Origin of the sequence: Rathayibacter agropyri (assembly GCF_013249015.1) — a bacterium.
Lineage (GTDB): Bacteria > Actinomycetota > Actinomycetes > Actinomycetales > Microbacteriaceae > Rathayibacter > Rathayibacter agropyri.
The window spans coordinates 22,996-49,562 of the sequence record NZ_JABRPL010000002.1 but is presented as its reverse complement, the minus strand read 5'-3'; the positions used below and the strand labels follow the sequence as shown (position 1 = coordinate 49,562).

Genomic DNA, 26,567 nt, shown 5'->3' with positions numbered 1-26,567 from the left:
CGGATGGTCCAGGTCGACCGCGGCGAGCACCTGCGCTCGGGAGAGTGGCTCGACCTAAATCGCATGTACTGGGAGGAGCGCACCGGCGAGGGTGCGCTCCGACCGGCGCTAGTGGATGCTGTGCTCACCTCCACGGTCAGCCGACCGCGAGTTCTGCATCTCGGCTCCGGCGACGGCCTCGACGCGGGAGAACTTGCGGGGCGGGGCGCGCATGTCGTCGGAGTGGACTTTTCAATGCCGGCTGTACGCCGCGCCCGCGCTCGTGCTGCCGAGCGCGACCTGTCCGAGCGGACCCGCTTCGTCTGCGCGAACCTGTACGAGCTGCGGCACATGCTGCCCGAGCCGGACTCCTTCGACGTCGTGCTCACCTCCGAGGGCGTTGTCTCGTGGCTGCCTGACCTGGAGGAGTGGGCGCGGCTCACCGAATGGTTCGTGGCCCCCGGTGGCGTCGTTCTGGTGTGGCCTCACTCCGGCGGCTCGAGAGAGGCGGCGGACGTGCGCACCTGGGCTCGATCCTCGGCGGACCTCGCGGCGGCCCTGGCGGAGGTCGCTCTCCTTGTCGATCGGCGTGACGTGTTGCGCGCGACGAAGCCCGCCTGAACGGAGAACTCCACCCAGCCGAAGCGTCGATTTGCACCAGCTTCGCAACGCCTGTAGTGTCTTCTCTTGTGCCGCGGGGTGGAGCAGTTCGGTAGCTCGCTGGGCTCATAACCCAGAGGTCGTAGGTTCAAATCCTGCCCCCGCAACAGGAAAGCGAAAGCCGGTCCCGAAAGGGATCGGCTTTCGTCGTTTAAGCAGCTCTCTTCTGAGAGGGGTTGTCGCAGATCCCGCGCTTCTGGTCAACGCGATCCGGTCGTCGTCTCCGTCCTGCGCCGGGTGACCGCGGGCGATGCCGGGCACAATGTCGGCTCCGGGATGCTCCTCGCCGAGGTCTCGGACCGACCCGTGCTCGTGCTGTCGATGGGGGTTCCGGTACCGTGCGGTGACGGCGGGTGACGGGTTCAGCCCGTGCTGCGCGGGCTGTGTTTCCGTGCGCGAGCGGCTCGGACGCTGAGGACCCGTCATTTCGCGCCAGATGAGTTCGGCGTTCTTGGACCGCGTATCCTCCTGGTCACTGACATTCCGTCAGGTCGAGACAAAGGAGACAGCGATGACGATCACAGCGGTGAAGAAGAGCGGGGCGGCGGGGTCCGCGGCCTGGGCGAGAATCGCCCTGCTGGGTGTCGTGGCCACAGCGGCGATCACCGGGGCCGCACCGGCGGGCGCCGATACCTTTTCGGACGGCTGCGTGTACGTCTGCCTGTTCGAACACGACAATTTCGGGGGGAAGATGACCCAGCAGAATCCGAACCGAGAGTCGCTCGGTGGTGACTGGTGGAACGATCAGGCTTCCAGTGTGGCCACCAACAAATACCCCACGCGCTTCTACTCGGACAAGGACTACAGCGGGTGCAGCATGTTCCTCAGGGAACAGTCGTCCGAGCGATCCCTCCCCAGCCGGCTCTGTGACCGCGGGCCGCACGATCTGAATGACCAGATCACCAGCTGGAGGATCAACGGCTAATGCGCGGTGCTGTCCTAGGGTCGTGTGGAGTCGTCGTCGCCGGGATCTCGCTCGTGCTGGTCGGCTGTTCTCAGGAAGCCGTCGACGTCAGCGGGTCGCCTGCCCCGGAGTCGACTGAAGGCCAGGTTTATGAGCAGGTCGCTCCGGACGGTTCGGTGCATGCCGTTCTTCACGAGGAGCTGGAGTCGGTTCGTCTTCCCCTCGACGAGTTTCTGCCCTCCAACGCTGAGATGCTCCTGGTCACGCATGCGAATGACCTGCTCATACTTGACTGCCTGCAGCAGTCCGGTCGTGATTATTCGCCAGCGCATGTGGACTGGCAGGGGGGCTGGGATGAGCCGTCCAATCGGGAGTACGGCAGTTGGAGTGTGTCTCGGGCCGCAGCGTATGGCTATGGCGTCCCGGAGTCGCCGTATGAGAAGAGCGTGATGGCCGCGGTTGCCGCGGACGGGACGCCGTCGGCGGAGCAGATGGCTGCCGAGAGCCGGTGCAACAACTCGGTCGAGCGGATCCCGAATCTCACAGAAGACGCGGGCCACAGCGATAACCCCACCGAAGCGTTGATGGTGGTTGTCGATGAGGGTCGCCACGGGGGTGGGGTGGCGGCGGCGGAGAGTGAGGAGTTCCCGAAGGTTCGGGCGGCTCTTGCCGAGTGCTTCGCGACCAACGGGCTCTCGATGAGTGATAACCCGTCGTCGTTTGAAGTGACAGATAAGCCGGAGGATCCCGAGGGTCGGGTGAGGACGGCGGTTGCGGAGGCGAAGTGTCATCAGGAGGCGAAGGTGGAGCAGACTTTGTATGACATTCAGGCTCAGTATCAGGCCGGGTATATCGCGGCGCATGAGGCGGAGTTGGCGGCGGTGAAGCAGAAGCAGGCGGAGGTGCTCGAGCGAGCCAAGCAGGTGATCGCTGAGCATGGAAGCTGAGCCGGACGGCGACGACCTCGCCCGGCCTGGGCGTGTAGCGCGTCCCGCTCTGATCGGGGTCTTCGTCGCGGTCGTGCTGCTCGCCGCCGGCAGCGCGTTCTGGTGGGGCCGATCGATTCAGACTCCCGAGTCGGTGGCCGTCGATGCGTCCACCGCTGTCGTTCCGGTCGACGTCGCGATCGAATCACGGGTGGTTGCCGAATCCGCTCGCCTTCAGGGAGAGGTGGTCGCGGGCACGACTCTCCCAGTCGAAGCAGTCCGCCCGCGGTCTGCGGCTCGTGCTGTGGTGACCGCAGTTCACGTCGAGGTCGGGCAGGAGGTCGGCGCCGGGATGCTCCTCGCCGAGGTCTCGGACAGACCCGTGTTCGTGCTGTCGATGGACGTTCCCCCGTACCGCGCGCTCACAGCGGGCGACAAGGGGGAGGACGTCTCGCGCTTCCAGGACGCGCTCGCGGAAGCTGGCCTGGATGTCGTGGACAGCGGTGTCGTCGACGCGCAGACACAGCGGGGGATCCGCGACCTCTACGACCGGGCGGACGCGGAGCCGCCTGGGGGTATTGGGCCGGGAACGAGCGTTGACCTCGGCGAGCTTGTCATCCTTCCCGGCCCGAGTGCCATCGTCGCCTCGGTCGCCCCCGTCGGGACCGTCCTGCCGGAGGGCGGCTCCGGCGCAGGCTCTTCGCCCGCGTCCGCGGCTCCCGTCGAGCCTGGCGGGGGCACCGGGCACACGCTTGCCGAACTCCGCACCGCTCCCGACGCTGTCCGTGCGCGGGCGAGTGTCATCAGTGTGGAGGAGTTTAAGGTCGGCACGGCGGTAACCCTCACCGGGGAGGCGGGCGCATCCGCCACGGGAACCGTGTCGTCGATCGGAGCCTTTTCCACAGACTCCTCGTCTGGCGCCGGCTACGACGTGAACGTGACCTTCTCGCAGAGGCCGGACCAGGGTTTCGCGATCGGTCGTGCCGTCACCGTCGCGACCGGCCGGACGGGCGAGGAGGTTCCGGCCGTTCCTCTCGTTGCGGTGCTTCAGGAGGATGGGAAGACCTTCGTTCAGCCGACAGGCGACCCGAGCGCGCCGCCGCCGCGAATCGAGATCGGCTTGCGCGCACAGGCGGATGGCTGGGCGTCCTTTGATCCGACCGACGCGCTTCCCGTGGGCACGATGGTCCGGGTGCCGCAGTGACTCCGCTGCTCGAACTGCGCGATGTGGGACGCCGGTACGGGGACGGTGCGTCCGCGACGACCGCTCTGTCTGGGGTCGATTTGGTCATCGAACGCGGTGAGTTCGTGGCAGTGATCGGTCCCTCAGGAGCGGGCAAGTCGACTCTCCTCAACGTCCTCGGGCTCCTCGATCAGCCGACCTCGGGCAGCTACTGCATTGATGGCACTGACGTGAGTGCGTTGCGGGACCACCGTCGTGATCAGTTGCGGTCTCGAGTGTTCGGCTTCGTTTTCCAGGCGTCTCACGTGCTTCCCGATGATTCGGTCGAGCGCAATGCCGCGGTGCCGCTGCGCATCGGCGGCCGGAGCGCCGAGGAACAGAGCGAGCGCGTGACGAGGGCGCTCGCGCGCCTGGGCCTCTTGCACCGGCGCGGGGCTGCCGGAAGGTCGCTCTCGGGTGGGGAGCGTCAGCGGCTCGCGATCGCCCGCGCCGTCTGTACTGACCCGGAGGTCGTCCTCGCGGACGAGCCGACCGGCAACCTCGACTCGGCGAACGGTCTTGAAGTGATCCGGCTGCTGCAGGAGCTTCACGACGAGGGCAGGACGGTCGTAGTGGTCACCCACGACGAACGAGTGGCGCGCGCCGCGAGCCGGAGAATCGAGGTTGCCGACGGGACGGTCGTCGCCGATACAGGAGACAGCCGCTCTCGCCTCGCTCCTGCACAGCCAGCGGAGCGGCGCCCTGCCCGGCAGCGGGTGCGAGCGCTCCTCGGCATCGTGGGTGATGCGCTCTCCTCCATCACGCTGCGCCCAGGTCGAACGGCGCTCCTCCTCCTCGCCTTCCTCGTCGGTACCGGAGGTCTGGTCGCCGCAACGGGCCTCGCCGAGACGGCCTCCCACCAGATCTCGCAGCGCCTCGTCCGGGCGGCGCTCGACGAGGTGACTGTGTCGCTCCCGGAGGAGCGCAGAATGGCCGAGCGCGTGGACGCTGAGCAGGTCGCCGTCGAGCGGATCGACGCTCTCCCCGGAGTCGTCGGCGTCGCGCGTTCCATCTCCGTCTCTGCAGTGGACGCGGGCCTGGCCAGGTTCCGTCCCGGCTCCGTGGTCGTCCGCCAGAGCGCACCCCTGCGGGTCGTCGGTGGAGACTCTGCCCTGCTCGCGCTCAACGATGTGCGCACCCGGCCGTCGACGGCGCGCTCGTTTTTTCATCCGGCCGTGCCGGGTCGCTTCGCTGTGCTAGGCGCACAAGCCGCCACGACACTCGGCGTCTCCGCCGCCGCGCCGGGCGTCGAGGTCTGGGTCGGCGGCCAACCTGTCGAGGTCGTCGGTCTGATTGAGGACTCTGGCCGCGCGGATCTCGACTCCGCAGTCTTCGTCTCGGCGGCGGTCACGGACGATCTGCCCGGAGCCGATCACTCGCTCGTCGTGCGCACCGAGCCGGGTCGACCGGCCGCGGTTGCGGAGGCAATCCCCGTCGCCGTCGCTCCGGGTGCCCCCGGATCGGTGAACGTCGAGACGGTCGCCGATCTGCGGAACCTCCGCCGAGGGGTTGCAACCGACCTGAGCGCCCTGGTCGCCACGATCTCGCTCGTCCTGCTCGGGCTGGCGACGGTCAGCGCCGCCGCGATCCTGTTCGTCTCTGTCCAGTCCAGGGTCGCCGAGATCGGACTGCGCCGCGCCGTGGGTGCAAGTAGGGCGGCGACGGCTCTGCTCTTCCTCCTCGAGGGGGCGCTCGTCGGCGGCGCGGGCGGAGCGGCCGGGGCAGCGAGCGGTCTCCTGACGGTGTTGGCTGTCAGCGCTGGTCAAGGCTGGGAGCCGGTGCTCTCCTCTTCCGCACCGCTGCTCGGACTTGCGACGGGGCTCGTCACGGGGACGCTCGCGTCCGTCGCTCCTGCGGTGCGAGCGGCGTCAATCGACCCGGCTCGGGCGGTGCGGGCGTGACCTCGTCGTCAGTCGCCCTCGATCACGCTCAGCACGTTGCCCGCAGGGTCACGGAACCAGCAGATCGTCGGTCCGTGGCCGCGCATCACTCCGGTCGCGTCGGTCGGAAGGGCGGGATCGTCATAGATGGCCGTGACGACTCCCGCCGCGTTCAGCTCCGCCACGGCGGCATCGACGCTCTCGACCGCGAAGTTCAGAATCGTGAATCCTGCCGGCTCGTGCTCGGGCTTGGGGTAGGCAATCGCGCGTCCGCCGCCCGGCAGTTCGATCTCGAGGATGCCCATCGCGTTCACCGCGACCTCGAGTCCGAGCACGCCACCGTAGAACGCACACGCGCTCTCCACGTTGTCCACGCTGAAGCCGCTGAACGCGCGCTCGCTCCGGATCATGGCCGTCCTCCGTTCCGCGGCCGCTGCGTTGCTCCCGCTTTGTCACGGACGCTACTCCGGGCGGCGCCGCGAGTCATCATCGCGCGACGGCGCAGGTGCACCTCCGGCTCCGCCGCACCCGTGCCACTCGGTGTGTCGCCGGGCCGTGCGCGGTATCCTCGACCGCGATGTGAAGGGTGCCGGTGTGACGGACGAACAGGTGGGCGAGCTCTCGAACGACGGAGCCGGCGGCCACCCGACCCGCAGGAGCCTGCGTGAGGCGAGATCGGTTCCGCGGGCACTTCCGGCCGCACCTGTCGCCACTCCGATCCTGACCCCGATCCGCCCCGTTCGCGGTCGCTCGCGAAAGGTAGTCCGCACCGCCATTAGCATGATCGCTACCGCCGCGATCGCCGGGCTCGTCGCTGTCTCTGCTCTTCCGGCGTACTCATTCGATCCGGCTCCCGATTCGCAGGCCGCGATCGAGGCCGCCGCTCGTGTGCGAGCCCTGGGCAACCAAAAGCTCACGGTTGCGCCCGACGCCGCTCAGGAGCAGGTCATCCGCGATTCCTTTACCGCGCCGACCCAGGCGCAGCTTGACGAGGCCGCCGCCCAAGCGCGTGCTCTCGCCGCCGCCGAGCAGGCCGCCCGCGACGCCGAGGCGGCGCGTGTCGCCCAGGAGGCGCAGTCCGCCGCGACACCGAAGGGCGCTTCCGCAGGCGGCGCTGGCACGAGTACCTCGGTGACTCCGCGGCAAGAGGGCGACGACTACCCGTGGCGCGACCAGCTCACCGACGAGCAGGGCGGCGGGCTCTCGCCGCTGCGCTACTACTACCGCGAGTGCGTTGACTTCGTCGCCTGGCGCATCAACCGCGACCAGGGAGCCACGAGCGCCGCGTTCAAGTGGACCTGGGGCAATATGACCCCGGGAGGCGGCAGCGCCTACGCCTGGGCTGGCCAGTGGGCCTCGCACGGCTGGGTGACCAGCAGCACTCCTGTCCCGGGAGCGGTGGCCTGGTTCACCGGCAACCATGTGGCGTACGTTCAGGCCGTTAATGCCGACGGCACGGTCGCGCTCGAGGAGTACAACTGGGGCCACACCCACGCGTATCACACGCGGACCATCCCGGCCTCGCAGGTTGCCCTCTTCCTCTACCCGCCGAGCTGATGAGCGGCGCCGTCGGGATGGCGGTCGCGCAGTTCGCTCCGACCGCCGACCGCGAGCAGAACCTCACCACGATCGCTCGGCTGGTACGCATCGCGGCGGAGCGCGGTGCGACTCTGGTTGTCCTTCCCGAGTACAGCTCCGCCTTCACCGACCCGCTCGGGCCGGACATTGTCGCGGCGGGGGAGGCGCTCGACGGTCCCTTCGTGCAGGGGCTCGCGGCACTCGCGCGAGAGCGTCGGGTCCATCTCGTCGCCGGGATGGTCGAAGCGGTCGACGGTCGGCGGATCGCCAACACCCTTGTGGCGCTCGATCCCTCGGGGGCACTCGTCGCGCGCTACCGCAAGCTCCACCTCTATGACGCCTTTGGGCAGACGGAGTCGGAGTGGGTCGCGCCGGGCGAGATCACCGCGCCCGAGACCTTCGATGTGGGGGGCCTCGTCGTCGGCCTGCAGACCTGCTACGACCTGCGCTTCCCCGAGGTGAGCCGCTGGCTGGTCGACGCGGGGGTAGACGTTATCGCGGCGCCCGCCGAGTGGGTGCGCGGCCCGCTCAAGGAGGCGCACTGGCGGACGCTGGTCACCGCGCGCGCCCTCGAGAACACCGTGTACCTCCTCGCGGCCGACCAGACGCCTCCGATCGGGGTGGGCACGAGCATGGTGGTCGATCCGATGGGCGTCGAGATCGTGACGCTCGGCGAAGTTGAGGACGTCGCCGTCGCCTGGGTTTCCCGCGACCGGATCGAGCAGGTGCGCGCGAAAAACCCTGCGCTGGCGCTGCGGCGGTTCCGCGTGCAACCGCTCTGACGCCTCAGCGCGCCATCCGAGCGAGCCCTGCCACTGCCTCCTCGAGCACCTCGAAGCGCTTGCAGAACGCGAAGCGGACGAGGGAGCGGTAGGGCGTCGCGTCCTCCGGTCGGCAGAACGCCGAGACGGGGACAGCCACCACGCCGGCGAGCTCCGGCAGCTCTCGGCAGAGCGCGACACCGTCGTCGAAGCCGAGCGGAGCCGCGTCCGCGACGACGAAATAGCCGCTGGACGAGGGAGCGACGCCGAAGCCGGCCGCCGCCAGGCCCGCCGAGAGCAGATCGCGCTTGTGGGCGAGGGTTGCCGCAATCCCCGTGAAGAAGGAGTCGGGCAGCGCGAGGCCGAGGGCGACCGCACCCTGGAACGGCGCGCCGCTGACATAGGTGAGGAACTGCTTGACCGCGAGGACTGCGGTCACGAGCTCGCGCGGCCCGCTGATCCACCCGATCTTCCAGCCGGTGGTGCTGAAGGTCTTGCCCGCGGAGGAGATCGAGAGGGTGCGCTCGAATGCACCGGGCAGGGTCGCCAGGGGCACGTGCGAGGTGTCGAAGCGCAGGTGCTCGTAGACCTCGTCCGTGACGATCACCGCGTCGTGCCGCTCGGCGAGGCGAACGATCACGTCACGCGTGTCGGCGGAAAGGACGGAGCCGGTGGGGTTGTGCGGATCGTTCACCAGGATGATCCGGGTGCGGTCGCTGATGGCGGCGGCGAGCTCGTCATGGTCGACGGTGAAGGAGGGACCGCGCAGGGGAACGGTGCGGTGCACGCCGCCGGCAAGGGCGATCAGAGCGCCGTACGCGTCGTAGTGCGGAGTGAACGTGACGACTTCGTCGCCCGGCTCGAGGAGCGCGAGCATCGTTGCCGCGAGCGCCTCCGTCGCGCCCGTTGTGACCAGCACATCACCGTCCGGATCGAGCTCGAGGCCGTAGAAGCGGCGCTGATGCGCGGCAATCGCTTCCCGGAGTACCGGGAAGCCCGGTCCGGGCGGGTACTGGTTGACACCAGAGGCGATGGCTGCGCGCGCCGCCTCAAGGACGTCCTGCGGACCGTCCTCATCCGGGAAGCCCTGGCCGAGGTTGACCGCACCAGTGCGCTGGGCGAGTGCGCTCATTTCGCTGAAGACGGTGGCGGCGACGTCACCACTCGGGCCGAGGAGGCCCGCGCCAGCTGCGGCGCGTGACCAGGATCCGGAAATGCTCACGCTTCCAGTGTGCCCGGTCGGACGACCGTGACGATTTCATTTCGCGCTCGCAGGCTCGTCATAAGAAACGCTCAGGTAAGATCGCCAAGCTATCCCCGCTTGGAAGGAGCAGCACCCATGACCGAGAGTCACGAGGGTCCTCGTCAGCCGGAGGAACCCACCACGCCGACGGAGTCCGGCGCCCGAGAGGCGACCGAGCGCATCCCCGGCGAGAGCTCCGGAGCGTCGTCCTCGACCACCGAGCCGATCCACCAGGGCGAGATCCACCGCGAGAACCCGACCGAGCCCTACCCCTCCGCTCCTCAGCAGCCGTACACACCGAATGCGACGGTCGGCAACGAGGCACAGCCCGTTTTGCAGCCCGCCCGCTACGGCCAGTACGCGCCTCCCGCGCCGAACACGCTGCACGGCTCAGAGCAGCCGCCTGCCGCAAGTGCCTTCGGCACGGAGCAGTCAGCGGCTTCCTCCTCGGGCAAGCGCCGCGCCGGCGTCGGTGTCGTCGCGGCCCTCGCGATCGGCGCGGTCGTCGGAGGCGTCGCGGGAGCCGGCGTGTTCGGCCTGTGGTCCGCTTCCAACGGGGGCGGGACGCGCGTGGTCTCGACCGGCGGCGCGCAGACGATCACGGTGAACAATGCCGAGGACGCCACGACCGCCACCGCGGTTGCCGCGAAGGCGAGCCCGAGCGTCGTGACCATTGCCGTCAAGGATGCGACCGGGGGAGGGAACGGCTCGGGCATCGTGCTCTCCAAGGACGGGTACGTCCTGACCAACACGCACGTCGTCACTCTGGGCGGCACGACCTCGACCCCGACCATCTCCGTCTCCACCAGCGACGGCCGCATCTTCGACGCCACTGTCGTCGGCACCGATCCGACCCTCGATCTCGCCGTCATCAAGCTCACGGGAGCGACGGACCTCAGACCGATGACGCTCGCGGACTCCACGAAGGTCAATGTCGGCGACACCGCTGTGGCGATCGGCGCTCCGCTGAACCTCCCCGGCACCGTCACCGACGGCATCGTCAGCGCACTCAACCGCAGCATTTCGGTCGCATCCTCTGCACCGCCAAGCGCGTCCGGCGACAGTACGAGCGGCGGCGATGACAGCCCATTCAATTTCGACCTCCCCGGTCAGCAGCAGCCGACTCAGGCCAAGAGTTCGGTCTCGCTGCCGGTCATTCAGACGGATGCGTCGATCAATCCGGGCAACTCCGGCGGGGCCCTGCTCAATAGCAATGGCGAGCTCATCGGTGTCAACGTCGCTATTGCCAGCGCGGACAAGTCCTCCTCCGGCGCGGCCGGCAGCATCGGCGTCGGCTTCTCCATCCCCAGCTCGGTCGCCGAGCGCGTCTCGAAGGAGATCATTGCGAACGGCTCTGTTTCGCACGGCCTGCTCGGCGCGAGTGTGGGCGACTCGGTCGAGGGCGTGCTCGGTGCATCGATCGAAAGCGTGGCGGGAGGGGGCGCCGCTCAGGCCGCCGGTCTCAAAGAGGGCGACATCATCACGGCCATCGGCGGCATTCCGGTCACGAATCGGACTGATATCACCGCTCAGGTCCGCGCGCAGCCCGCGAACGCCGAGGTCGAGTTGACCTACGTGCGCAACGGCCAGACATACGAGGCGAAGGCGACGCTGGGCCAGATGGCCACGAGCTGACTCTCGACCCGTGCAGAAGCCCCCGCGGAGTCGTCCGCGGGGGCTTCTGCACGTCCTGCTGCACACTGGATGCCCCGCTGCACGCTCACATGCCGATTCCAGCGTGCTTCGCAGCGCTGGGCGCGGCTGTGTGGCTCTGAGCCGCAACGCCGGCCGCTGATAGTGTGAAAAGTCCTGCGTCCGCGCACTGTCCCGGTGCCCAAGCCCGCACGAACTGGACCCATGCAGCCCGAGACCTCGACGGACGACCTCTCCGACCTGCCGGGCGTGTCCTACGTCATGCCCGTGCTGAACGAGGTCACCCACGTGCGCGCGGCGGTCAACTCGCTGCTGGGTCAGGACTACTCCGGGCCGTTCGACATCGTGCTCGCCCTCGCGCCGAGCATTGACGGCACCGAGGAACTCGTCGCCGAACTCAGCGCGGCCGATCCGCGGATCCGCGTCGTGCCCAACGAGGTCGGTTCCACGCCCGCGGGGCTCAATGCTGCCATCCGCGCCTCGCGATATCCGGTGGTCGTCCGAGTCGACGCGCACTCCGTGCTGCCGCCCGAGTACGCGCGCACAGCCGTCGAGGCATTGCAGCGCTCCGGGGCCGCGAACGTCGGCGGGGTGATGGCGGCGGAGGGGCTCACCCCGTTCCAGCGGGCCGTCGCCCGCGCCTACGGCTCCCGGATCGGCCTGGGCGGCACCCCGCACCACATCGGCGGGCAGGAGGGGCCGGCCGACACGGTCTATCTCGGAGTCTTTCGCCGCTCGGCGCTCGAGCGCGCCGGCAACTTCGACGAACGCTTCAAGCGCGGTCAGGACTGGGAGCTGAACCGGCGCCTCCGCGAGGGCGGCGAGGTCGTCTGGTTCACTCCGCGTCTCACCGTGACCTATCGGCCGCGGCCGTCGATGCGCGCGCTGCTACGCCAGTTCCTCTCGACCGGGATGTGGCGCGGCGAGCTGACCCGGATGTTCCCGGCCTCGCGCTCGCTCCGCTACTTCGCCCCGCCGCTGCTCGTGGCGCTGCTCGCGCTCGGGCTCGTCGCGGGCCTGGGCGGAGTCGCGCAGGCGCTCTCCCACGCGGCACCGTGGCTGCTGCTCGGCTTCGCGGTCCCGGTGGGTTATCTCCTCCTGGTTGTCGCCGCGGCGATCACGATCGCGCGGCAGGATGGTACCCGTGCGATGCTGTGGTTCGCCGTGGTCATCCCGGCCATCCATGTGGCCTGGGGGACAGGGTTCGTGCTCGGCTTCGCCGGGCTGACCAGCAACATCTCCGCCCACCGCCACCAGCCGCGGTCCGACACGCCGAGGGGCGCATGACCACGAGACCCCGCTCCCTCGCCGAACTCAGGGCGGTCACGCAACCGCCGGAAGTCCGCGGGCGCCGCAATGCAGAGCACTGGACCGCCTCGCTCTACCTCCGCCGGCTCTCGCCGTACCTGACCTGGCTTCTCGTGCGGACGTCGATCTCGGCGAACGGCGTCACCGGACTGATGATCCTGGTGGGCTGGAGTGCCGCCGCCGCGCTGGTGATCCCGGGAGTCGCCGGGGCCGCGCTGGCGCTGCTCCTCGGCCAGCTGCAGATGCTCGTCGACTGCTGCGACGGCGAGGTCGCGCGCTGGCGCCGTACATCGTCGCCGGCAGGCGTGTTTCTGGACAAGGTGGGTCACTATACGACGGAGGCGCTGATCCCGATCGCCCTCGGGCTCCGCGCGGCGGGTTTCCCGTTCGAGACGCCGGGGGACTTCCTCTGGACGAGTGTGGGCTTCGCGCTCGCGCTCGTGATCGTGCTCAATAAGGCTCTGAACGACATGGTGCACGTCGCGCGGGCGAACGCGGGGCTGATCAAGCTGGCCGATACGAAGGGGGAGGCCGCTGTGTCTTCCTCCGGACTGGCGCGCCTGCGCCGCGCGGCCCGCTTCCTGCCGTTCCACCGGCTCTACCACTCCGTCGAGCTGACCATGCTGGCGTTCGCCGCCGCCCTGGTGGGCCTCGTCGTCGGAGCAGGGACCGCCGATCGCGTCCTGGTCGGGGCGCTGCTGCCACTCGCCCTGCTCGCTCTGGTGGGTCATTTTGTCGCGATCATGGCCTCTCGACGTGTTCGCTCCTGAGCCGAGGGTCGGAGTCGTCGTCCTGACGCAGGGGACTCGGCCCGATGACCTCGCCGCGGGCCTCGCGAGCGTGCTCGCGCAGGAGGGGGTCGAACTCGACATCGTCTGTGTCGGTAACGGCTGGGAGCCTGAGGGTCTGCCGGACGGGGTGCGCGCGCTCGCGCTGCCCGAGAATTTCGGCATCCCCGCGGGTCGCAACGCCGGAGCGGCCGTGGTCGAGGGGGAGTACCTGTTCTTCCTCGACGACGATGCCCGCGTGCCCTCGCCGCGCTTCCTGCTCGACTGCGTCGCCCTGCTCTCGTCGCCGCGTCGGGTTGGGCTCGTGCAGCCGCGGGTGGACAGCACCGACGGCTCGCCGAGCCCGCGGCGGTGGATCCCGCGCATTCGCAAGGGCGACGCGCGCCGCTCCGGCCCCGTCTTCTCCGTCTGGGAAGGGGCTGTCGTACTGCGCCGCGACGTGTTCGCTCAGACGGGCGGCTGGGCCGCTCCCTTCTTCTATGCGCACGAGGGCATCGAGCTGGCGTGGCGGGTCTGGGGCACCGGATGCACGGCCTGGTACGCGGGCGATCTCGTTGCGCAGCATCCGGTGATCCAGCCGACCCGGCATGCGGACTACTACCGGCTCAACGCGCGGAACCGGGTCTGGCTCGCGCGGCGCAACCTCGCCGCTCCGCTCGCCGTCGCCTATGTCGGCTCCTGGACCGCGATCCAGTGCCTGCGCTGGCGCCGCGACCCGGCCGCTCTGCGCGCGTGGTTCGCGGGCTGGCGGGAGGGCTGGCGATCCGATCCGGGAGGGCGGCGTGTGCTCTCGGCGCGCACGGTACTCCGGATGGCGTTCGCCGGGCGTCCGCCGATCGTCTAGCATCGGGGAATCCGCCCCCGCCGGGGCCCCGAAAGGACGACGGTGTTCGATTCGACCCAGCTCTCCCCGCCCGAGCGCGCCGAGCAGGAGGCGACCGCTGCCGAGGCGGATCTTCTCGCGGCTGTCCGCGGACGCCTTGGCCCTGTCGAGGACGAGCTTCGCGAGCGGCTCGACGCGCACCTCCCGCGGCTGGTCGGGTTGCTGTCCGCGGTCTATGCGGGCCGCGACGACCTCGTCGACCAGCTCGTTGCGATCGTCGAACTCGCCGCCGCCTCGTGGGAGGAGCGGTCCCAGGAGCTGCGCGCGCTCGACCGCGCCCGTGAGCTGAACCCGGACTGGTTCCTCTCGAACAAGGCGCTCGGCGGTGTCTGCTATGTCGATCGCTTCGCCGGCACTCTCGAGGGTCTGCGCGCCGAGATCCCTTATTTCCGCGAGCTCGGGCTGAACTACCTGCACCTGATGCCGCTATTCGACGCACCGCAGGGCGAATCGGACGGCGGCTACGCGGTGTCCAGTTACCGGCGAGTGCGGCCCGACCTGGGCGACATGGAACAGTTGCGCCTGCTGGCCGCCGAGTTGCGCGAGCAGGGCATCGCCCTCGTCGTCGACTTCGTCTTCAATCACACCTCGAACGAGCACGAGTGGGCGCGGCGGGCGCTGGCCGGCGAGCCGCGCTTCGAGGACTACTACTGGATCTTCCCGGACCGGGAGATGCCGGACTCCTTCGAGCGCACCACCCGAGAGATCTTCCCGGACGATCATCCCGGCTCCTTCGTGCAGCTGGAGGACGGCCGCTGGGTGTGGACGACGTTCCACCGCTACCAGTGGGACCTCAACTACGCCAACCCTGAGGTGTTCCGGGCTATGGCGGGGGAGATGCTCTTCCTCGCCAATCAGGGCATTGACGCCCTGCGGATGGACGCGGTGGCCTTCATCTGGAAGGAGCTCGGCACCACCTGTGAATCGCAGCCGCAGGCGCACCTTCTGCTGCGCGCCTTCAACGAGGTCTGCCGTCTGGCGGCTCCGGCGCTGCTGTTCAAGTCCGAGGCGATCGTGCATCCCGACGAGGTGATCGAGTACATCGACGTCGAGGAGTGTCAGCTCTCGTACAACCCGCTGCAGATGGCGCTGACCTGGGAGGCGCTGGCCACGCGGGACGTTAGCCTCCTCGCGCAGGCGTTGGAGCGTCGGCATGCGCTGCCCGCGGGCACGGCGTGGGTCAACTATGTGCGCGGTCACGACGACATCGGCTGGACCTTCGCCGATGAGGATGCGGCCGAGCTGGGGATCGACGTGGCCGGCCACCGGAGGTTCCTCAATGACTTCTACACTGGCCGCTTCGACGGGACTTTCGCCCGCGGGGTGCCGTTCCAGGAGAACCCGCGGACGGGTGACCGGCGCGTGTCGGGCACGACGGCCTCGCTGGCCGGGATCGAGGCCGGCGATCGCTACGGCATCGACCGTGTCCTCCTCGCCCATTCGATCGCGCTGAGCACCGGTGGACTGCCACTGCTCTACCTCGGCGACGAGGTCGCTCAGCTGAACGATCACAGCTACCTCGACGACCCCGAGACGGCCAGCGACTCGCGGTGGGTTAACCGGCCCCGGCGCCCCTGGGCACGCTACGCCGAGCGCGAGGTCCCGGGGACGGCCGCGAGCGAGATCTTCGGTGGGCTCGTACACCTGATCGCGGTGCGCAAGGCGACGCCGATGTTCGCGGGCATCGCACTGACCGGTTTCGATGCGATGAACGACCACGTCCTGGGCTACCAGCGCCCGGGCGACGGCGAGGCCGTCCTCGTGCTCGTGAATGTGTCGGAGGAAGTGCAGGAGGTCGCGCCCGAGCGCTTCGGCAGGTTCGCTCCGGAGGCGGTCGATCTGGTCACCGAGATCGACGTCGATCTGCGAGAGGGCTTCCGGCTGGCGCCTCTCCAGTTCGTCTGGCTGCGGGTAACCCCGGTCTGAGTGGTTCTCGGTGCCCCTGATCCGGGGGCCGCCGCCGGTAGCCTGAACGGGATGACTTCCGCCCCTCGCGCCCTCTTCGACCGTCTCCGCACCGACGCGCGTCTCGCCATCACGATGGGCGGTGAGTTGCTGGCCGCCCGGCGCGCCCGCGTCGCGGTCGCGCGCCTGCTCGCCGCGCGCGGACCCCTGCCGGAAGACCGCTTCGAGGTGGGCGTCTACTTCGCCGACGGTGACATTAACCTCTATCAGGTGCGGCAGTGGTACGGGCCACTCGCGGAGCTCGCGCGGACGCATCCGGTCGTGCTGCTCAGCCGCACCGCGAGCGCCGCCGACGTGCTGCTGCGCGAAAGCCCGCTCCCGGTCGCCTATGTCCGCTCGGTCGCCGACCTCGAGAGCACCATTGCGAGCCAGCCGCTGCGCGTGATCCTGTATGTCAACCAGAACGCGCGCAATTTCCAGATGATGCGGTACGGCCGCCGCTGGCACGTCTTCGTCAACCACGGCGAAAGCGACAAGATGTACATGACGACCAACCAGTTCAAGGCCTACGACTACAGCCTGATCGCCGGAGACGCCGCACTCGCCCGTCTGCACCGCGTGCTCTGGAACTACGACTTCGACACGCGCGCGCTGGCCATCGGTCGCCCGCAGGCCGACCACTTCGCCGGCGGGACGCCCTTCGAGCCGGACGAGCGCCGGGTCATCCTCTACGCGCCGACCTGGGAGGGCGATCGGCTGGCGGCGGGGTACGGCTCGATCCGCAGCCACGGCGTCGCGCTCGTTCGGGCGCTGCTCGCCGACCGGCGCTTCCGCTTGGTGTACCGCCCGCACCCGAGAAGCGGCGCCGTCGACTCTGACTACGCGGCGGCGGACCGCGAGATCATCGCGATGATCGCCGCCGCCAACGCCGCCGACCCCGCCGCCCGGCACGTGCATGACACCGGCGCCGAGCTCGGCTGGCAACTGGCGGTCGCCGACCTCGCGGTGCTCGACGTGTCGGCGATGGTCTACGACCGGCTCGCGACGGGACGGCCGCTGCTGGTGACTCGACCGACGAGCCCCGCGGCCGAGGTGGACGAGTCCGGCTACCTGGGCGACGCGGAGTGGCTGCTCGCCGAGGACGCCGCCGCGATTATCGCGCGAATCGACAGGGCCGAGCACGACACCGCGGCGGTCGAGCGGTTGCAGCGCTGGGTGGCGCACTACTTCGGCGATACGTCCCCCGGCGCGGCGACCCGCCGGTTCCACGCGGCGATCGAGCACCTCCTCGCCGAGTGGGAGCGCCATGCCGCTCTCCACCGCGGCGATGCGGTCATCGACGAGCACGACCCCGAGGGCTGACTCCGCGCCTCCACTCGCCCGCGCCGCCCTGGTGGTTCGCGCTCGAACACGGCGGATCGACCGTGGGACCGAACCAGCTCCCGTCAAGGGTCGGCGTCGGCGCCGGGAGGCCCGCTCGCGTTTCGATACGCTCGATCCATGATGACCCCGCGCGCCTTCGCCCGCTCCCGCCGGCGCCGGTCGGCTCCCGCTCAGCCAGCGGTTGAGCCGGACATCGTGGTCTCGACCGACCCAGAGAAGCCGGTCTTTACGATCCGCTCCTTTCGCATCGGTCTCTTCGGTGGCCTGGGGGTGCTGGTCGCTCTCGTTATCGGCGGACTCGCCGTCCAACTCGGCACCGTACTCACCTACATCTTCGTAGCGATGTTCTTCGCGCTTGGCCTGGATCCGCTGGTCTCCTGGCTCGAGAGCAAGCGCCTACCCCGGCCGCTGGCGATCACGGCGGTCTTCGCAGTGGTCGTGCTGATCTTCGCCGGGCTGCTGATTTACATCATCCCGATTCTCGTCGAGCAGCTGACGATGTTCGTCGTCAGCGCCCCGGGGATCATTACCGACGTCGCCGCGCAGCCGTGGGTGCTCGACCTCGAGCGGCAGCTACGCGGCATCGTCGACATTGACGAGCTGATCGCGAACGCGCAGGGCGTCCTCGGCAACCCGAACAATTTGCTCTCGCTCGGCGGCGGGCTGCTCGCCGTCGGCACGGGGATCGCGAGCGGGGTGACCGGCGCCATTATCGTCCTGATCCTCACCCTGTATTTCCTTGCTTCCCTCCGCTCGATGAAGGCGGTCGCCTACCGATTCGCACCCGCCTCGCACCGGGCGAAGGCGCACGAGGTCGGCGATGAGATCACCGGTGCGGTCGGCCGCTACGTCGTCGGGCAGGTGACCCTCGCCGGCGTGAACGGCGTGCTGACGTTCATCCTGCTCCTCGTCATCGGCGGCCCTGTGCCGGCGCTGCTGGCGTGCGTGGCGTTCCTCGGCTCGCTGATCCCGCTCGTCGGCACGATCTCCGGAGCGGTCATCATCTCGCTTGCGTGCCTGCTCGCTTCGCCGCTGACCGCTCTCGTCGCCGCGTGTTACTACCTCGTCTACATGCAGGTCGAGGCGTATGTCCTCAGCCCGCGGATTATGAACAGGGCCGTCTCGGTGCCAGGCGCTGTTGTCGTGATCGCGGCGGTCGCGGGCGGCACGATCGCGGGCGTGCTCGGTGCGCTCGTCGCGATTCCGGTCGCCGCTTCGGTGATCATCGTCGTGCAGAAGGTCGTCTTCCCCCGGCAGGACGCGAAGTAGCACCCGGGCTCCGGATCGGCGACGGCGCTCAGCGGTAGGGCGGCGCGGAGCCGTCGACGGCGGCGACGAAGCGCGCGACGGAGTCGGGCACGCCTGTTGCCTGTTCCTCAGCCGGCACCGGGGTGAGCGTTCGCGTGACGAGCGGCACCACTCCCGCCCAGACTCCGGGTTCCGGCTGGTCGCCGGCGCCTGCCGCGCGCACCTTCACACTCGCCTCGGCGAGCGGGAGGCGCAGCACGAGGGTCGCCGCGATCTCGCGTGCGGTGGTCGGCCGCACCTCGTCGGCACGACCGGGGAGCAGACGCGCGACCAGCAGGTCGAGGGCGTGCACTTTCTCCTCGCCCTCTACCGTCTCCGCTCGCCCGATAACCATGACCGAGCGGTAGTTCATGGAGCTGTTGAACGTCGAGCGGGCCACGACGAGCCCATCGACCAACGAGACGGAGGCGGTGAGGAGGGAGCCGCGCGCGGCCTCGCGCAGGAGCCCGCCTCCGCTCGACCCGTGCAGCAGGAGGGACTCGCCGTCGCGGGCGAAGAGGGTCGGCAGCACGATCGCTACCCCGTCGCGGACGACGGCGACGTGCGCGATCAGCGCCTCGTCGAGGATCGCGTGCAGTTCGGCGGGGTCGGTGCGCTGGCGCTCACGGTGGCGGGTCATGCGGGTGCGGTCGGTGGTGGGGAGGGTGTCCATGCAGTGATCTTCGCGTGCATTGTGGATCTGTGAGGATGCCACTGGGCGGCGATCGGAGTGGTCCAGAACGATGGTGTCCGACGATCTCAAGATCCCCTGCCGCTCGGCCCGATAGCGCGCGGAGGGGTGCGGGTGGCTCTCGCGGAGGCGCTGCGGCAGGCGGAGCTCAACGGCCACCACAGAAGAAACGCCCCCACCTCACCAAAACGGTGAAGCAGGGGCGCCCACTCATCAGATTCCGTACATCGTTTTCAACTCACCCACAACTGTGGAGAGTTGCGCGGAGGTCAAGGCGAAAGGATAATAAAAAATGTCCACAACGTCAATATTGGAATAGGTCGTTCCCCACGCGCCGACCGTGAGCGCCGAGCTAAGAGCGCTTCCCGCGTTCCCCGCCGTTTCCGTGTTGTCCATCCGGCTGACAGAAGAAGCTCCGGCGAAGACGCTAGCAAAAACATGCCATGCGGTGCCGGGCTCCTGAAGCACTTCAATACTCGAGCCGGCATTCGTGCGGAAAGTTGCGCTAGTACCTCCCTGAAAATTCAGTACGGTCGTGCTGCTACCGCTAGACGTCAGCGCTTCTAGACCCGAGGGCACCGTCCACCACCGAGCCACCGTCACGATGGTATGCGGCGACACCCGGGAGAGACTCTGCCCAAGCGCCTGCGACGACGCCCTCGTGAAGCGCACGGAGGCGGGCGTGTTGCCAGAACCTGCCACGAGAGTCGGAGCGTTAGCTACAGCCATGGTTGCGTCGGCGGTCGTCAGCGCAGTACCACTGGTCGGGTCAGGCCAGGAAGTGACGACATCACCCACGTTAGCGCCGATCGCCCGGCTATTGAACCGCCGCGTATACCCACCCACGGATACATCCGGCAGCACGATGGGTAGCAATCCCACCTGAGAGCCCATGGAGGCGGTGATAGCTCGCGCGTTGCGGGCATAGCCGGCAGTATTGAGGTGGACGCCGTCAGCGTTCGCGTATCGTGCGGCTATCGTCCCGGTCGTGGACTCGATTGCCGCCGCGAGATCGAAAAGCTGGACCGCGTCGCCGGGAAGATCGCCCAGCCAATCGTTGTACGCGACGCGTACAGCTTCCTTACCCCCTGTCGTCGCGCCCCCATTGCGGGGCAGTAGCGTCGACAAGTAAAAAGTACTTGTGAAATTCGCGCGGAGGATACCATCGATTTTCTGCTTCCTCGCCTGCACCGTCGCGAGTGCTTCGCCATTGAAAATATCATTCGCGCCGAGCGCGATATAGGCGAAGTCCGGTTTGCTGAGGGCGGAGAATTTCTGCCACTTCCACTCACGGGCTGCGTTCCACTCGTCCAAAGTCGAGCCGTGATGCGCGGCGATCTGCGCGATCGACCCGTTAGCGAGCGCCCACCGGTTGGCGTACGAGTCCCGAACGGGCAAGGCCGCACCGGTGCCCGCGGTGAGCGAGTCACCGAGGAAGAAGCCCACGGGCACATGTGAGTCGACTTCCACCTCGATCCACACGTCCAGCGGTGAGTACTGCTGCTGATCCAACGCTCTCGATGGAGCCAGCACTCCCGCATCCTCCGGCACCGCAGACGTCCAGCACCCGCCGAGCCCCTGCTGGTTGGTTTGCGCGGCGCACGTGTAGCCGAGAGAGATCATGTGCTCCGCGTACGGCTGGAGCTGCACTGCGGCGTCCGTGATCCAGCTCGACACCCATTCGGATCCGTCCGCTGCGGTCGAGAAGGCGCCCTGAACTTGCGTCGGCTGAGCTGCCCACGCACCCGCCAGCACTCCGCTAGCAGGGACGGCCTGCTTGCCGAAGAAGATACCGCCGACCGCGAGCGCGCCTGTGTAAGCGATCGAGGCGCGATCACTGTAATTACGGACGTGCAGACGCCACCGGTGCGTGGCCGTGGCAATACGTACCGGCCACCGTATCTGCTTCGCGGTGTCCGTTGACTGGAAAGGTGCCGCGCCCGTGCCCCCGGAGAGGGTCAGCGGGACGCTGGCTGTGCGGTACGTGGCCGCGACCGAGGTAAGTCCCATGACCATCACGCGGCGCAAGGAGCAGGTTGGGGAACTCGCTGAGGAGTCGCCGCGATCTCGCGCGCGGTGGTCGGTCGCACCTCGTCGGGGATCGTGCGCAGTTCGGCGGGGGCGATGCGTTGGCGCTCGCGGTGGCGGGTCATGCGGGTGCGTTCGGTAGTGGGGAGGGTGTCCATGCAGTGATCTTTGCACGAGTTGTGGATCTGTCATGATGCCCTTGGGCGGCGATCAGAGCGGTCCAGAACGGAGTGATCGATGGCGTCCGGTGATCTCGAGATCCCCCTGCCGCTCGGCCCACCAGTGCGCGGAGGAGTGCGGGCGGCTCTTGCGGAGGCGTTGCGGCAGGCGGTGCTCGATGGCCGTTATCGAGCTGGGGACCCGATCCCAGCGAGCCGTGTCCTTGCCAAGAGGCTGCGTGTTTCGCGCGGCTCCGTCGTCGCGGCCGTGGATCAGCTCGTGGGGGAGGGCTACCTGGTGGCGCACCCTCGCGCGGCGGTGACCGTCGCCTCCGACGGACTGCTGGTGCCGCCACCGCGAGTGCTGGCGGGAACCGCTCCCCGCACCGCGACCGGCGCCGTCGCCGACCTGCGTCCGGGTCGCCCCGATACCACAGCCCTGGACACGCCGGAGTGGCGGTCGGCCTGGCGGAGGGTCCTCTCGAAGCCTCCGTCCGCCGCGCCGCCCGCCTCCGGGGATCCCGGGCTGCGGGAGCAGATCGCCGAGCAGTTGCGCCGGTCACGTGGCGTCGACGTCGACGCCTCCGACGTGCTCGTGACCAGCGGCACGGCCGGAGCGGTCGCGCTGCTCGCGCGTGCCGCCTCCGCCTCGCTCGGACGGCCCGTGCGCATCGCGGTCGAGGACCCGGGCTATCCCGCTGTCCGCCGCCGCCTCCAATCGGACGGGCACGAGGTGGTCGGCGTCCCTGTGCGCGGCGACGGCATCGACCTCGACGCTCTCGCCGGCTCCGGAGCCGACGTCGTCGTGGTGACCCCCTCGCACCAGTACCCGACCGGGGGCAGGCTCGCTCTCGCCGAGCGGCTCGAGTTGGTCCGTCGTGCCTCGGGCGGCCGACTGCTCGTGGTGGAAGACGACTACGACAGCGAGTTCCGCTACGTCGGCGCGCCCCTGCCCGCTCTTGCCTCCCTCGACTCGGGCGGCGCAGTCGCGCACGTCGGCTCGTTCTCGAAGACGATCTCGCCGTGGCTCCGGATGGCGTACCTCGCCGTCCCGCCCGCGTCGTGGCTCCGGGGAGCGTTGACCGCGTTCGATGAGCGCGATGCCTCCGCCTCGGGCCCGACTCAGGCCGCGCTCGCGGAGTTCATGGCGAGCGGGGCATTCCGACGCCACCTCGCTCGCTCACGGCGGCGGTACGCGCACCGCCGCGAACTGGTCCGCGTGTTCGCCGAGGCCGTCCCGTGGGGCCGCGCGAGTGGACTCGACGGTGGGCTGCACGTCGTCCTCTCGCTGCCCGCGCCGCTCGAGTCCGCCGCGGTCGCTGCCGCGCTGCTTCGGGAGGGGCTGCTCGTCGCCACTCTGCACGACTATGCGTTCTCGGGCCGGTCAGGCACCGAGGCGCTCGTGCTCGGCTATGGCCACTCCGGCGATCTCGAGCTGACCTCTGCACTCGCCCTGATCGACCGCACCGTCCGGCACTGGGCAGGAGGGCTCGTTCCGCTGAGTCGCTGACATCGTCTCGCCGGTATCCTGAGCCGGATGCTACCTCGAGACACTGCGCGCTTACGCTTTCGCGAGATGTCCGCGGCGGACCTCGACCGGGTGGCCGCTCTTGTTGGTGATCCGAAGGTCATGCGCTTCTACCCGGCTCCGAAGAGTCGCGAGGATGCGGCCCGCTGGATCGAGTGGAGCCGGCAGAACTATCGGGAGCACGGCGTCGGGCTCTGGCTCGTCGAGACGACGGGCGGCGAGTTCGTTGGGGACTGCGGACTGACCTGGCAGAGTGTCAACGGCGCGCCCGAGCTCGAGGTCGGCTACCACGTGCGCTCGGAGCTGCACGGTCGCGGCTACGCCACCGAGGCTGCCGCGGCCTGCCGGGACCTGGCTCGTCGGAAGGCCCTCGCCGACCGCCTCGTTGCGATCATCCATCCCGACAACACGGCGTCGCGGCGGGTTGCCGAGAAAATCGGCCTTCGCTACTTCGCAGACGACCACAGCGGGGGCCTGCTCGTCCGCACGGTCTTGGCGATGCCGCTCGTCCTCACGGCCGGACCTGTTCGTCACCGAGGCTGAGCGGGCTGTTCCCCCGCTGCCGGGCGCCCCCGCTTGCTCTCGACCTCGAATCCCAGCATCCGGCGCCTAGAGCCGATCCTCCACTGCCGCGATCAGCGCGGCGCGGTCCTCGCGCAGGATCGACGCGCCGCCGCCCGGCGCAGTGCGCACCTCAACGCCATGGTCGCCGAGCAGGCCACCGAGCGAGTCATGTCCCAGCGGGTCCTCCGGAAGTACCGCGAGCGTCGGTACCGGGAAGGCGCCCGGAGCCTCAGCCGCACCGCGCGCAGCCAGCCCGTCGGCCGACGCCGGGTCCCAGAGCCCGAGCGCCGACACGTCGAGCTCGATCTGCTCGTCGGTCCAGATCGGGTGGCGATGGCGGAGGGAGTCGGCGTCGCCGGTCTCGACGTGGGCGACAGATCGACCACGACGCAGGGCGCTCGTCATACCGCGCGCGGCTGAGTAGGCGGGGTCGAGCAGGATCAGCCGCTCGGCCCGGTACTCCGGAGCGAGCCGGGCGGCGACGACGGCGCCGAGGCCGTGGCCGATGACCAGGTCGGGGGTCTGCAGCACGGAGGCCCGCACGTCTGCGGCCCAGCGCTCCGGCGAGTACACCGGCGACTTCGGTGAACCGCCGTGGCCCGCGAGGTCGGGTGCCACCACGCGATAGCCGTGCTCGTGCAGCGTCGGCACGAGTGCGTACCAGATCCGGGAGTCGGCGCCGAGGCCGTGCAGGAGCAGCGCCGTCCGCTCACCGGTTCCGCCGTAATCGCGGACGAACAGCGCCAGCGGCTCCGCTGGCGCCGCGGCCAGCGCCTTCCGCTCGGCGCGCGTGGGCTCGAGCACGAGGGTGTTGCCGAACGCCTGGGGCGCCGGGCCAAACGCGTCGCGCGCGCTCTGGATCACCTTGCGCCCGAGCATCGCGTTGCCGACCCCGCCGAGTGCCGCCCCGATCCCGAATGGCATCGCCCGCCCCACGAGCCCGGCGCCCTGCTGCGCGAGGAAGTGCTTGGTGAACGACTTCTTCGCTCGGTCGGCCAGCTCGCCGACGAGGAACGACGGCAGCCCCTTCGTCACAACCGACCCCCAGTACTGGTTGAGCCCAGTGCCTCCCCCCACGGCCTGCCCGGCGACCTGGCGCACCATTTCGCTGCCTGAGGAGCCCATCATCAGCGTCAGCACAAGGGCTCTGGCGCGGTCGGGGTCCTCGAGGGGAATGCCGTGCACCTCCGTCACCGACTGCGCGAAGAGCGCGCTGGCCTCCAGGAAGCCAGCGGCCCCGGCTCCTGAGAGAGCGACCGAGGCCGCTGTACCGATGCCCGGGACGACGGCGGTCGCACCGATCGCGGCTCCGCCGGCGGTCACGCTCGAAAGGTACTGCCGCTCGAGTGCGGTGATGAGCTGCTCGGGAGTAGCGGACGGGCGGCGGCGGCGCAGCGCGCGGATGTTGGCGAGGACAGCCGGCCGCTGCACGGCGAGCAGGCGATCCAGCATCCGGGCGAGCTGCGTGTTCTCGGCGGCGCCGGGGCCCTCGGACCGTTCGCGGGCCTTCTCGAGTGCGCGATCGCGCTTGCGGTCCTTCTGGGCCATGTCGTGCACTCCTGCGTCTTCGAGGCGCCGGAGCGGTCAGTCGTCGGCGACGGTGTTCTCGGCGAGCGCACCCTCCACGTTTGGCGCCGCGCTGCTCCGCGGGGTCGGCCTGCTCCGCGGTGTCGGCGCGTGGTCCTCAGCGTATCGCGCGAGGACCTCCTCGATCGGCGCGTCCAGCACCAGGCGGCCCTTGTCCAGGTAGAGCCCGCGGGTGCAGAAGCGGCGCAGGTCGCGTTCGTTGTGTGAGACGAAAAAGAGGGTGCGGCCGGAGGCGAGCAGCTCCTCGATCCGCGCGTAGCACTTCTCGCGGAATGCCGTGTCGCCGACGGCCAGCACCTCGTCAACCAGGAGGATCGGCTCCTCCAGCCGTGACACCACCGAGAACGCAATGCGCACCTTCATTCCGCTGGAGAGGTGCTTGTAGGGGGTGTCCAGAAAGTCGCCGATCTCGGCGAACTCGATGATCGAGTCAAAGCGGGCATCGACCTCGCGCTTGGACATCCCGTGCAGCCCAGCCGTCAGGTAGACGTTTTCGCGCACGCTGAGATCGGCGACAAACCCGCCGGTGATCTCGATGAGCGGAGCGACGCCGCCGCGCACCTCCACCGCGCCCTCATCCGGCAGCACCACGCCCGCAACCAGCTTGAGCAGCGTCGACTTGCCCTGCCCGTTGCGCCCCACGACGCCGATCGCCTCACCCGCCCGCACCTGGACGTTCAGCTCGCGCAGCGCCCAGAACTCGCCCGGCCGCGAGCGGCGGGAGCGCCCGGCAAAGAGGTCCTTAAAGGAGCGGCGCCCGCGACGGTTGCGGCGGAAGCGGATGCCGAGGCCGCGGCACTCGATCACGACGGGGGCGTCGGCCATCACAGCTCCTTCAGCACGGCGCGCTCGGAGAGGCGGAAGACGATCAGGCCCAGGGCTAGCACGAGCACCGAGATCCCCGCGGAGGCGAGAATCACCGGCAGGTCGAGCTCGCTCTCGAAGAAGGCGGAACGGTAGAGCGCGAAGATCCCGCTGAGCGGATTAAGCGCGGCGAGCGGGCGGATCTGCTCGGGCAGATTTGCGGTCGAGTAGATGATGGGCGATGCGTAGAAGAGGAAGCGCAGCACGAGCTTGACGGCCCGCTCCAGGTCGCGGAAGAACACGACGAGCGGAGCGACGAGCAGGCCGACGCCCAGCGTCAGCACCCCCTGCAGGAGGATCGCCACCGGGAACAGCAGCGCCGCCCACGTCAGGTGCGCGCCGGCGATCACAGCGAACAGCACCAGCACGGGCAGGCTTGCCACGAATTCGATGCCCTTCGAGAGCACGATCCGCCCTACCCAGATGGTCCGCGGGATGGAGGTCGAACGCACCAGCTTCGCCTCACGGAGGAACGCGCGGGTCCCGTCAGACGTGGCCTGGGTGAACCACATCCAGGGCAGCAGGCCCGCCAGCAGGAACACGATGTACGGGTCCTCGCCGACGGTCCGCTGGAAGACCACGGTAAAGACGAAGTAGTAGATGCCCGACATCACGAGCGGGTCGAGCACCGACCAGATGTAGCCGAGTGCGCTCGTCGCGTAGCGGACCGTCAGGTCGCGCTTCGTCAGCAACCAGAGCGAGTGTCGGTAGCGCCAGGCCCGCGAGCGCCGGTGACGCAGCGCCGTTTCAGAGGCGAGGATGTCGGCGGTGCTCACTGTGCGCGACT

At 69.2% G+C, this 26,567-nt stretch carries 24 protein-coding genes and 1 tRNA gene; 17 read left to right on the top strand and 8 right to left on the bottom strand.

Annotation, left to right across the window (positions count from 1 at the left end):
• Positions 1–3 precede the first annotated feature (3 nt).
• The 6 genes from HRF29_RS05840 (at position 4) to HRF29_RS05815 (ending at position 5,592) form a co-directional block, all read left to right on the top strand.
• Positions 4–600: a class I SAM-dependent methyltransferase gene (locus HRF29_RS05840; protein WP_173246179.1), complete on the top strand. Its 597-nt coding sequence runs from the start codon at positions 4–6 to the stop codon at positions 598–600.
• A 72-nt stretch (positions 601–672) separates the two neighbouring features.
• A tRNA-Met gene (locus HRF29_RS05835) sits at positions 673–746 on the top strand.
• Positions 747–1,150: 404 nt separating this feature from the next.
• Positions 1,151–1,564, top strand: a complete 414-nt coding sequence (locus tag HRF29_RS05830; RefSeq protein WP_173246176.1) for a peptidase inhibitor family I36 protein — start codon at positions 1,151–1,153, stop codon at positions 1,562–1,564.
• A complete protein-coding gene (locus tag HRF29_RS05825) occupies positions 1,564–2,490 on the top strand; it encodes a hypothetical protein (protein WP_173246173.1) in 927 nt (308 codons plus the stop codon). The genes HRF29_RS05830 and HRF29_RS05825 overlap by 1 nt, the downstream gene beginning before the upstream one ends.
• Positions 2,480–3,673: an efflux RND transporter periplasmic adaptor subunit gene (locus HRF29_RS05820; RefSeq protein ID WP_173246170.1), complete on the top strand. Its 1,194-nt coding sequence runs from the start codon at positions 2,480–2,482 to the stop codon at positions 3,671–3,673. Before HRF29_RS05825 ends, HRF29_RS05820 begins: the two co-directional genes overlap by 11 nt.
• The gene (locus HRF29_RS05815; protein ID WP_173246167.1) at positions 3,670–5,592 is read left to right on the top strand and encodes an ATP-binding cassette domain-containing protein; all 1,923 of its coding nucleotides are present in this window, start codon (positions 3,670–3,672) and stop codon (positions 5,590–5,592) included. Before HRF29_RS05820 ends, HRF29_RS05815 begins: the two co-directional genes overlap by 4 nt.
• A gap of 8 nt (positions 5,593–5,600) precedes the next feature.
• On the opposite strand, the gene HRF29_RS05810 is transcribed toward HRF29_RS05815, so the two are convergent.
• Positions 5,601–5,981 carry a VOC family protein gene (locus tag HRF29_RS05810; RefSeq protein WP_173246163.1) on the bottom strand — a complete coding sequence of 127 codons (381 nt, stop codon included), beginning with the start codon at positions 5,979–5,981 and terminating at the stop codon, positions 5,601–5,603.
• 184 nt (positions 5,982–6,165) lie between these two features.
• Between HRF29_RS05810 and HRF29_RS05805 the strand changes: the two genes are divergently transcribed.
• On the top strand, positions 6,166–7,128 hold the full coding sequence (locus HRF29_RS05805; protein WP_222929606.1) for a CHAP domain-containing protein: 963 nt from the start codon (positions 6,166–6,168) through the stop codon (positions 7,126–7,128).
• Positions 7,128–7,931, top strand: a complete 804-nt coding sequence (locus HRF29_RS05800; RefSeq protein ID WP_173246157.1) for a carbon-nitrogen hydrolase family protein — start codon at positions 7,128–7,130, stop codon at positions 7,929–7,931. Before HRF29_RS05805 ends, HRF29_RS05800 begins: the two co-directional genes overlap by 1 nt.
• 4 nt (positions 7,932–7,935) lie before the next feature.
• Here the strand turns inward: HRF29_RS05800 and HRF29_RS05795 are convergent, their stop codons facing one another.
• Positions 7,936–9,132, bottom strand: coding sequence for an aminotransferase class I/II-fold pyridoxal phosphate-dependent enzyme (locus HRF29_RS05795; RefSeq protein ID WP_173246154.1), 1,197 nt, complete (start codon positions 9,130–9,132; stop codon positions 7,936–7,938).
• Between the two features lie 117 nt (positions 9,133–9,249).
• On the opposite strand from HRF29_RS05795, the gene HRF29_RS05790 reads away from it, so the two are divergent.
• From HRF29_RS05790 to HRF29_RS05760, 7 genes are all read left to right on the top strand, one after another.
• A complete protein-coding gene (locus HRF29_RS05790) occupies positions 9,250–10,788 on the top strand; it encodes a S1C family serine protease (RefSeq protein ID WP_173246151.1) in 1,539 nt (512 codons plus the stop codon).
• Positions 10,789–11,010: 222 nt separating this feature from the next.
• A complete protein-coding gene (locus HRF29_RS05785; protein ID WP_173246148.1) occupies positions 11,011–12,093 on the top strand; it encodes a glycosyltransferase family 2 protein in 1,083 nt (360 codons plus the stop codon).
• Positions 12,090–12,884, top strand: a complete 795-nt coding sequence (locus HRF29_RS05780) for a CDP-alcohol phosphatidyltransferase family protein (RefSeq protein ID WP_173246145.1) — start codon at positions 12,090–12,092, stop codon at positions 12,882–12,884. The genes HRF29_RS05785 and HRF29_RS05780 overlap by 4 nt, the downstream gene beginning before the upstream one ends.
• Positions 12,871–13,746, top strand: coding sequence for a glycosyltransferase (locus HRF29_RS05775; protein WP_173246142.1), 876 nt, complete (start codon positions 12,871–12,873; stop codon positions 13,744–13,746). The genes HRF29_RS05780 and HRF29_RS05775 overlap by 14 nt, the downstream gene beginning before the upstream one ends.
• A 42-nt stretch (positions 13,747–13,788) precedes the next feature.
• Positions 13,789–15,711, top strand: a complete 1,923-nt coding sequence (locus HRF29_RS05770; protein WP_173246139.1) for an alpha-amylase family glycosyl hydrolase — start codon at positions 13,789–13,791, stop codon at positions 15,709–15,711.
• Between the two features lie 51 nt (positions 15,712–15,762).
• Positions 15,763–17,052, top strand: coding sequence for a hypothetical protein (locus HRF29_RS05765; protein ID WP_187698290.1), 1,290 nt, complete (start codon positions 15,763–15,765; stop codon positions 17,050–17,052).
• A 138-nt stretch (positions 17,053–17,190) separates the two neighbouring features.
• Entirely contained in the window at positions 17,191–18,342 is a 1,152-nt protein-coding gene (locus HRF29_RS05760) for an AI-2E family transporter (protein WP_246226782.1), read from the top strand.
• A 28-nt stretch (positions 18,343–18,370) separates the two neighbouring features.
• On the opposite strand, the gene HRF29_RS05755 is transcribed toward HRF29_RS05760, so the two are convergent.
• The 3 genes from HRF29_RS05755 to HRF29_RS05745 all read right to left on the bottom strand — a co-directional run bounded on the left by HRF29_RS05755 (position 18,371) and on the right by HRF29_RS05745 (position 21,237).
• Positions 18,371–19,033: a pyridoxamine 5'-phosphate oxidase family protein gene (locus tag HRF29_RS05755; protein WP_173246135.1), complete on the bottom strand. Its 663-nt coding sequence runs from the start codon at positions 19,031–19,033 to the stop codon at positions 18,371–18,373.
• Between the two features lie 231 nt (positions 19,034–19,264).
• Complete coding sequence (locus HRF29_RS05750; RefSeq protein WP_246226838.1) at positions 19,265–21,067, bottom strand: SGNH/GDSL hydrolase family protein; 1,803 nt, start codon at positions 21,065–21,067, stop codon at positions 19,265–19,267.
• Entirely contained in the window at positions 21,067–21,237 is a 171-nt protein-coding gene (locus HRF29_RS05745) for a hypothetical protein (protein WP_173246129.1), read from the bottom strand. Before HRF29_RS05745 ends, HRF29_RS05750 begins: the two co-directional genes overlap by 1 nt.
• A 79-nt stretch (positions 21,238–21,316) precedes the next feature.
• Between HRF29_RS05745 and pdxR the strand changes: the two genes are divergently transcribed.
• Both pdxR and HRF29_RS05735 read left to right on the top strand, forming a co-directional pair.
• Entirely contained in the window at positions 21,317–22,747 is a 1,431-nt protein-coding gene (gene pdxR, locus HRF29_RS05740) for a MocR-like pyridoxine biosynthesis transcription factor PdxR (RefSeq protein ID WP_173246126.1), read from the top strand.
• A 27-nt stretch (positions 22,748–22,774) separates the two neighbouring features.
• The gene (locus tag HRF29_RS05735) at positions 22,775–23,308 is read left to right on the top strand and encodes a GNAT family N-acetyltransferase (protein ID WP_173246123.1); all 534 of its coding nucleotides are present in this window, start codon (positions 22,775–22,777) and stop codon (positions 23,306–23,308) included.
• Positions 23,309–23,374: 66 nt separating this feature from the next.
• Here the strand turns inward: HRF29_RS05735 and HRF29_RS05730 are convergent, their stop codons facing one another.
• The 3 genes from HRF29_RS05730 to HRF29_RS05720 are packed head-to-tail and all read right to left on the bottom strand — an operon-like array spanning position 23,375 to position 26,556.
• On the bottom strand, positions 23,375–24,877 hold the full coding sequence (locus HRF29_RS05730; protein ID WP_173246120.1) for an alpha/beta fold hydrolase: 1,503 nt from the start codon (positions 24,875–24,877) through the stop codon (positions 23,375–23,377).
• Positions 24,878–24,913: 36 nt separating this feature from the next.
• The gene (locus HRF29_RS05725) at positions 24,914–25,741 is read right to left on the bottom strand and encodes an ABC transporter ATP-binding protein (RefSeq protein WP_173246118.1); all 828 of its coding nucleotides are present in this window, start codon (positions 25,739–25,741) and stop codon (positions 24,914–24,916) included.
• The gene (locus HRF29_RS05720; protein ID WP_425503107.1) at positions 25,741–26,556 is read right to left on the bottom strand and encodes an ABC transporter permease; all 816 of its coding nucleotides are present in this window, start codon (positions 26,554–26,556) and stop codon (positions 25,741–25,743) included. Before HRF29_RS05720 ends, HRF29_RS05725 begins: the two co-directional genes overlap by 1 nt.
• Between the last annotated feature and the right edge of the window lie 11 nt (positions 26,557–26,567).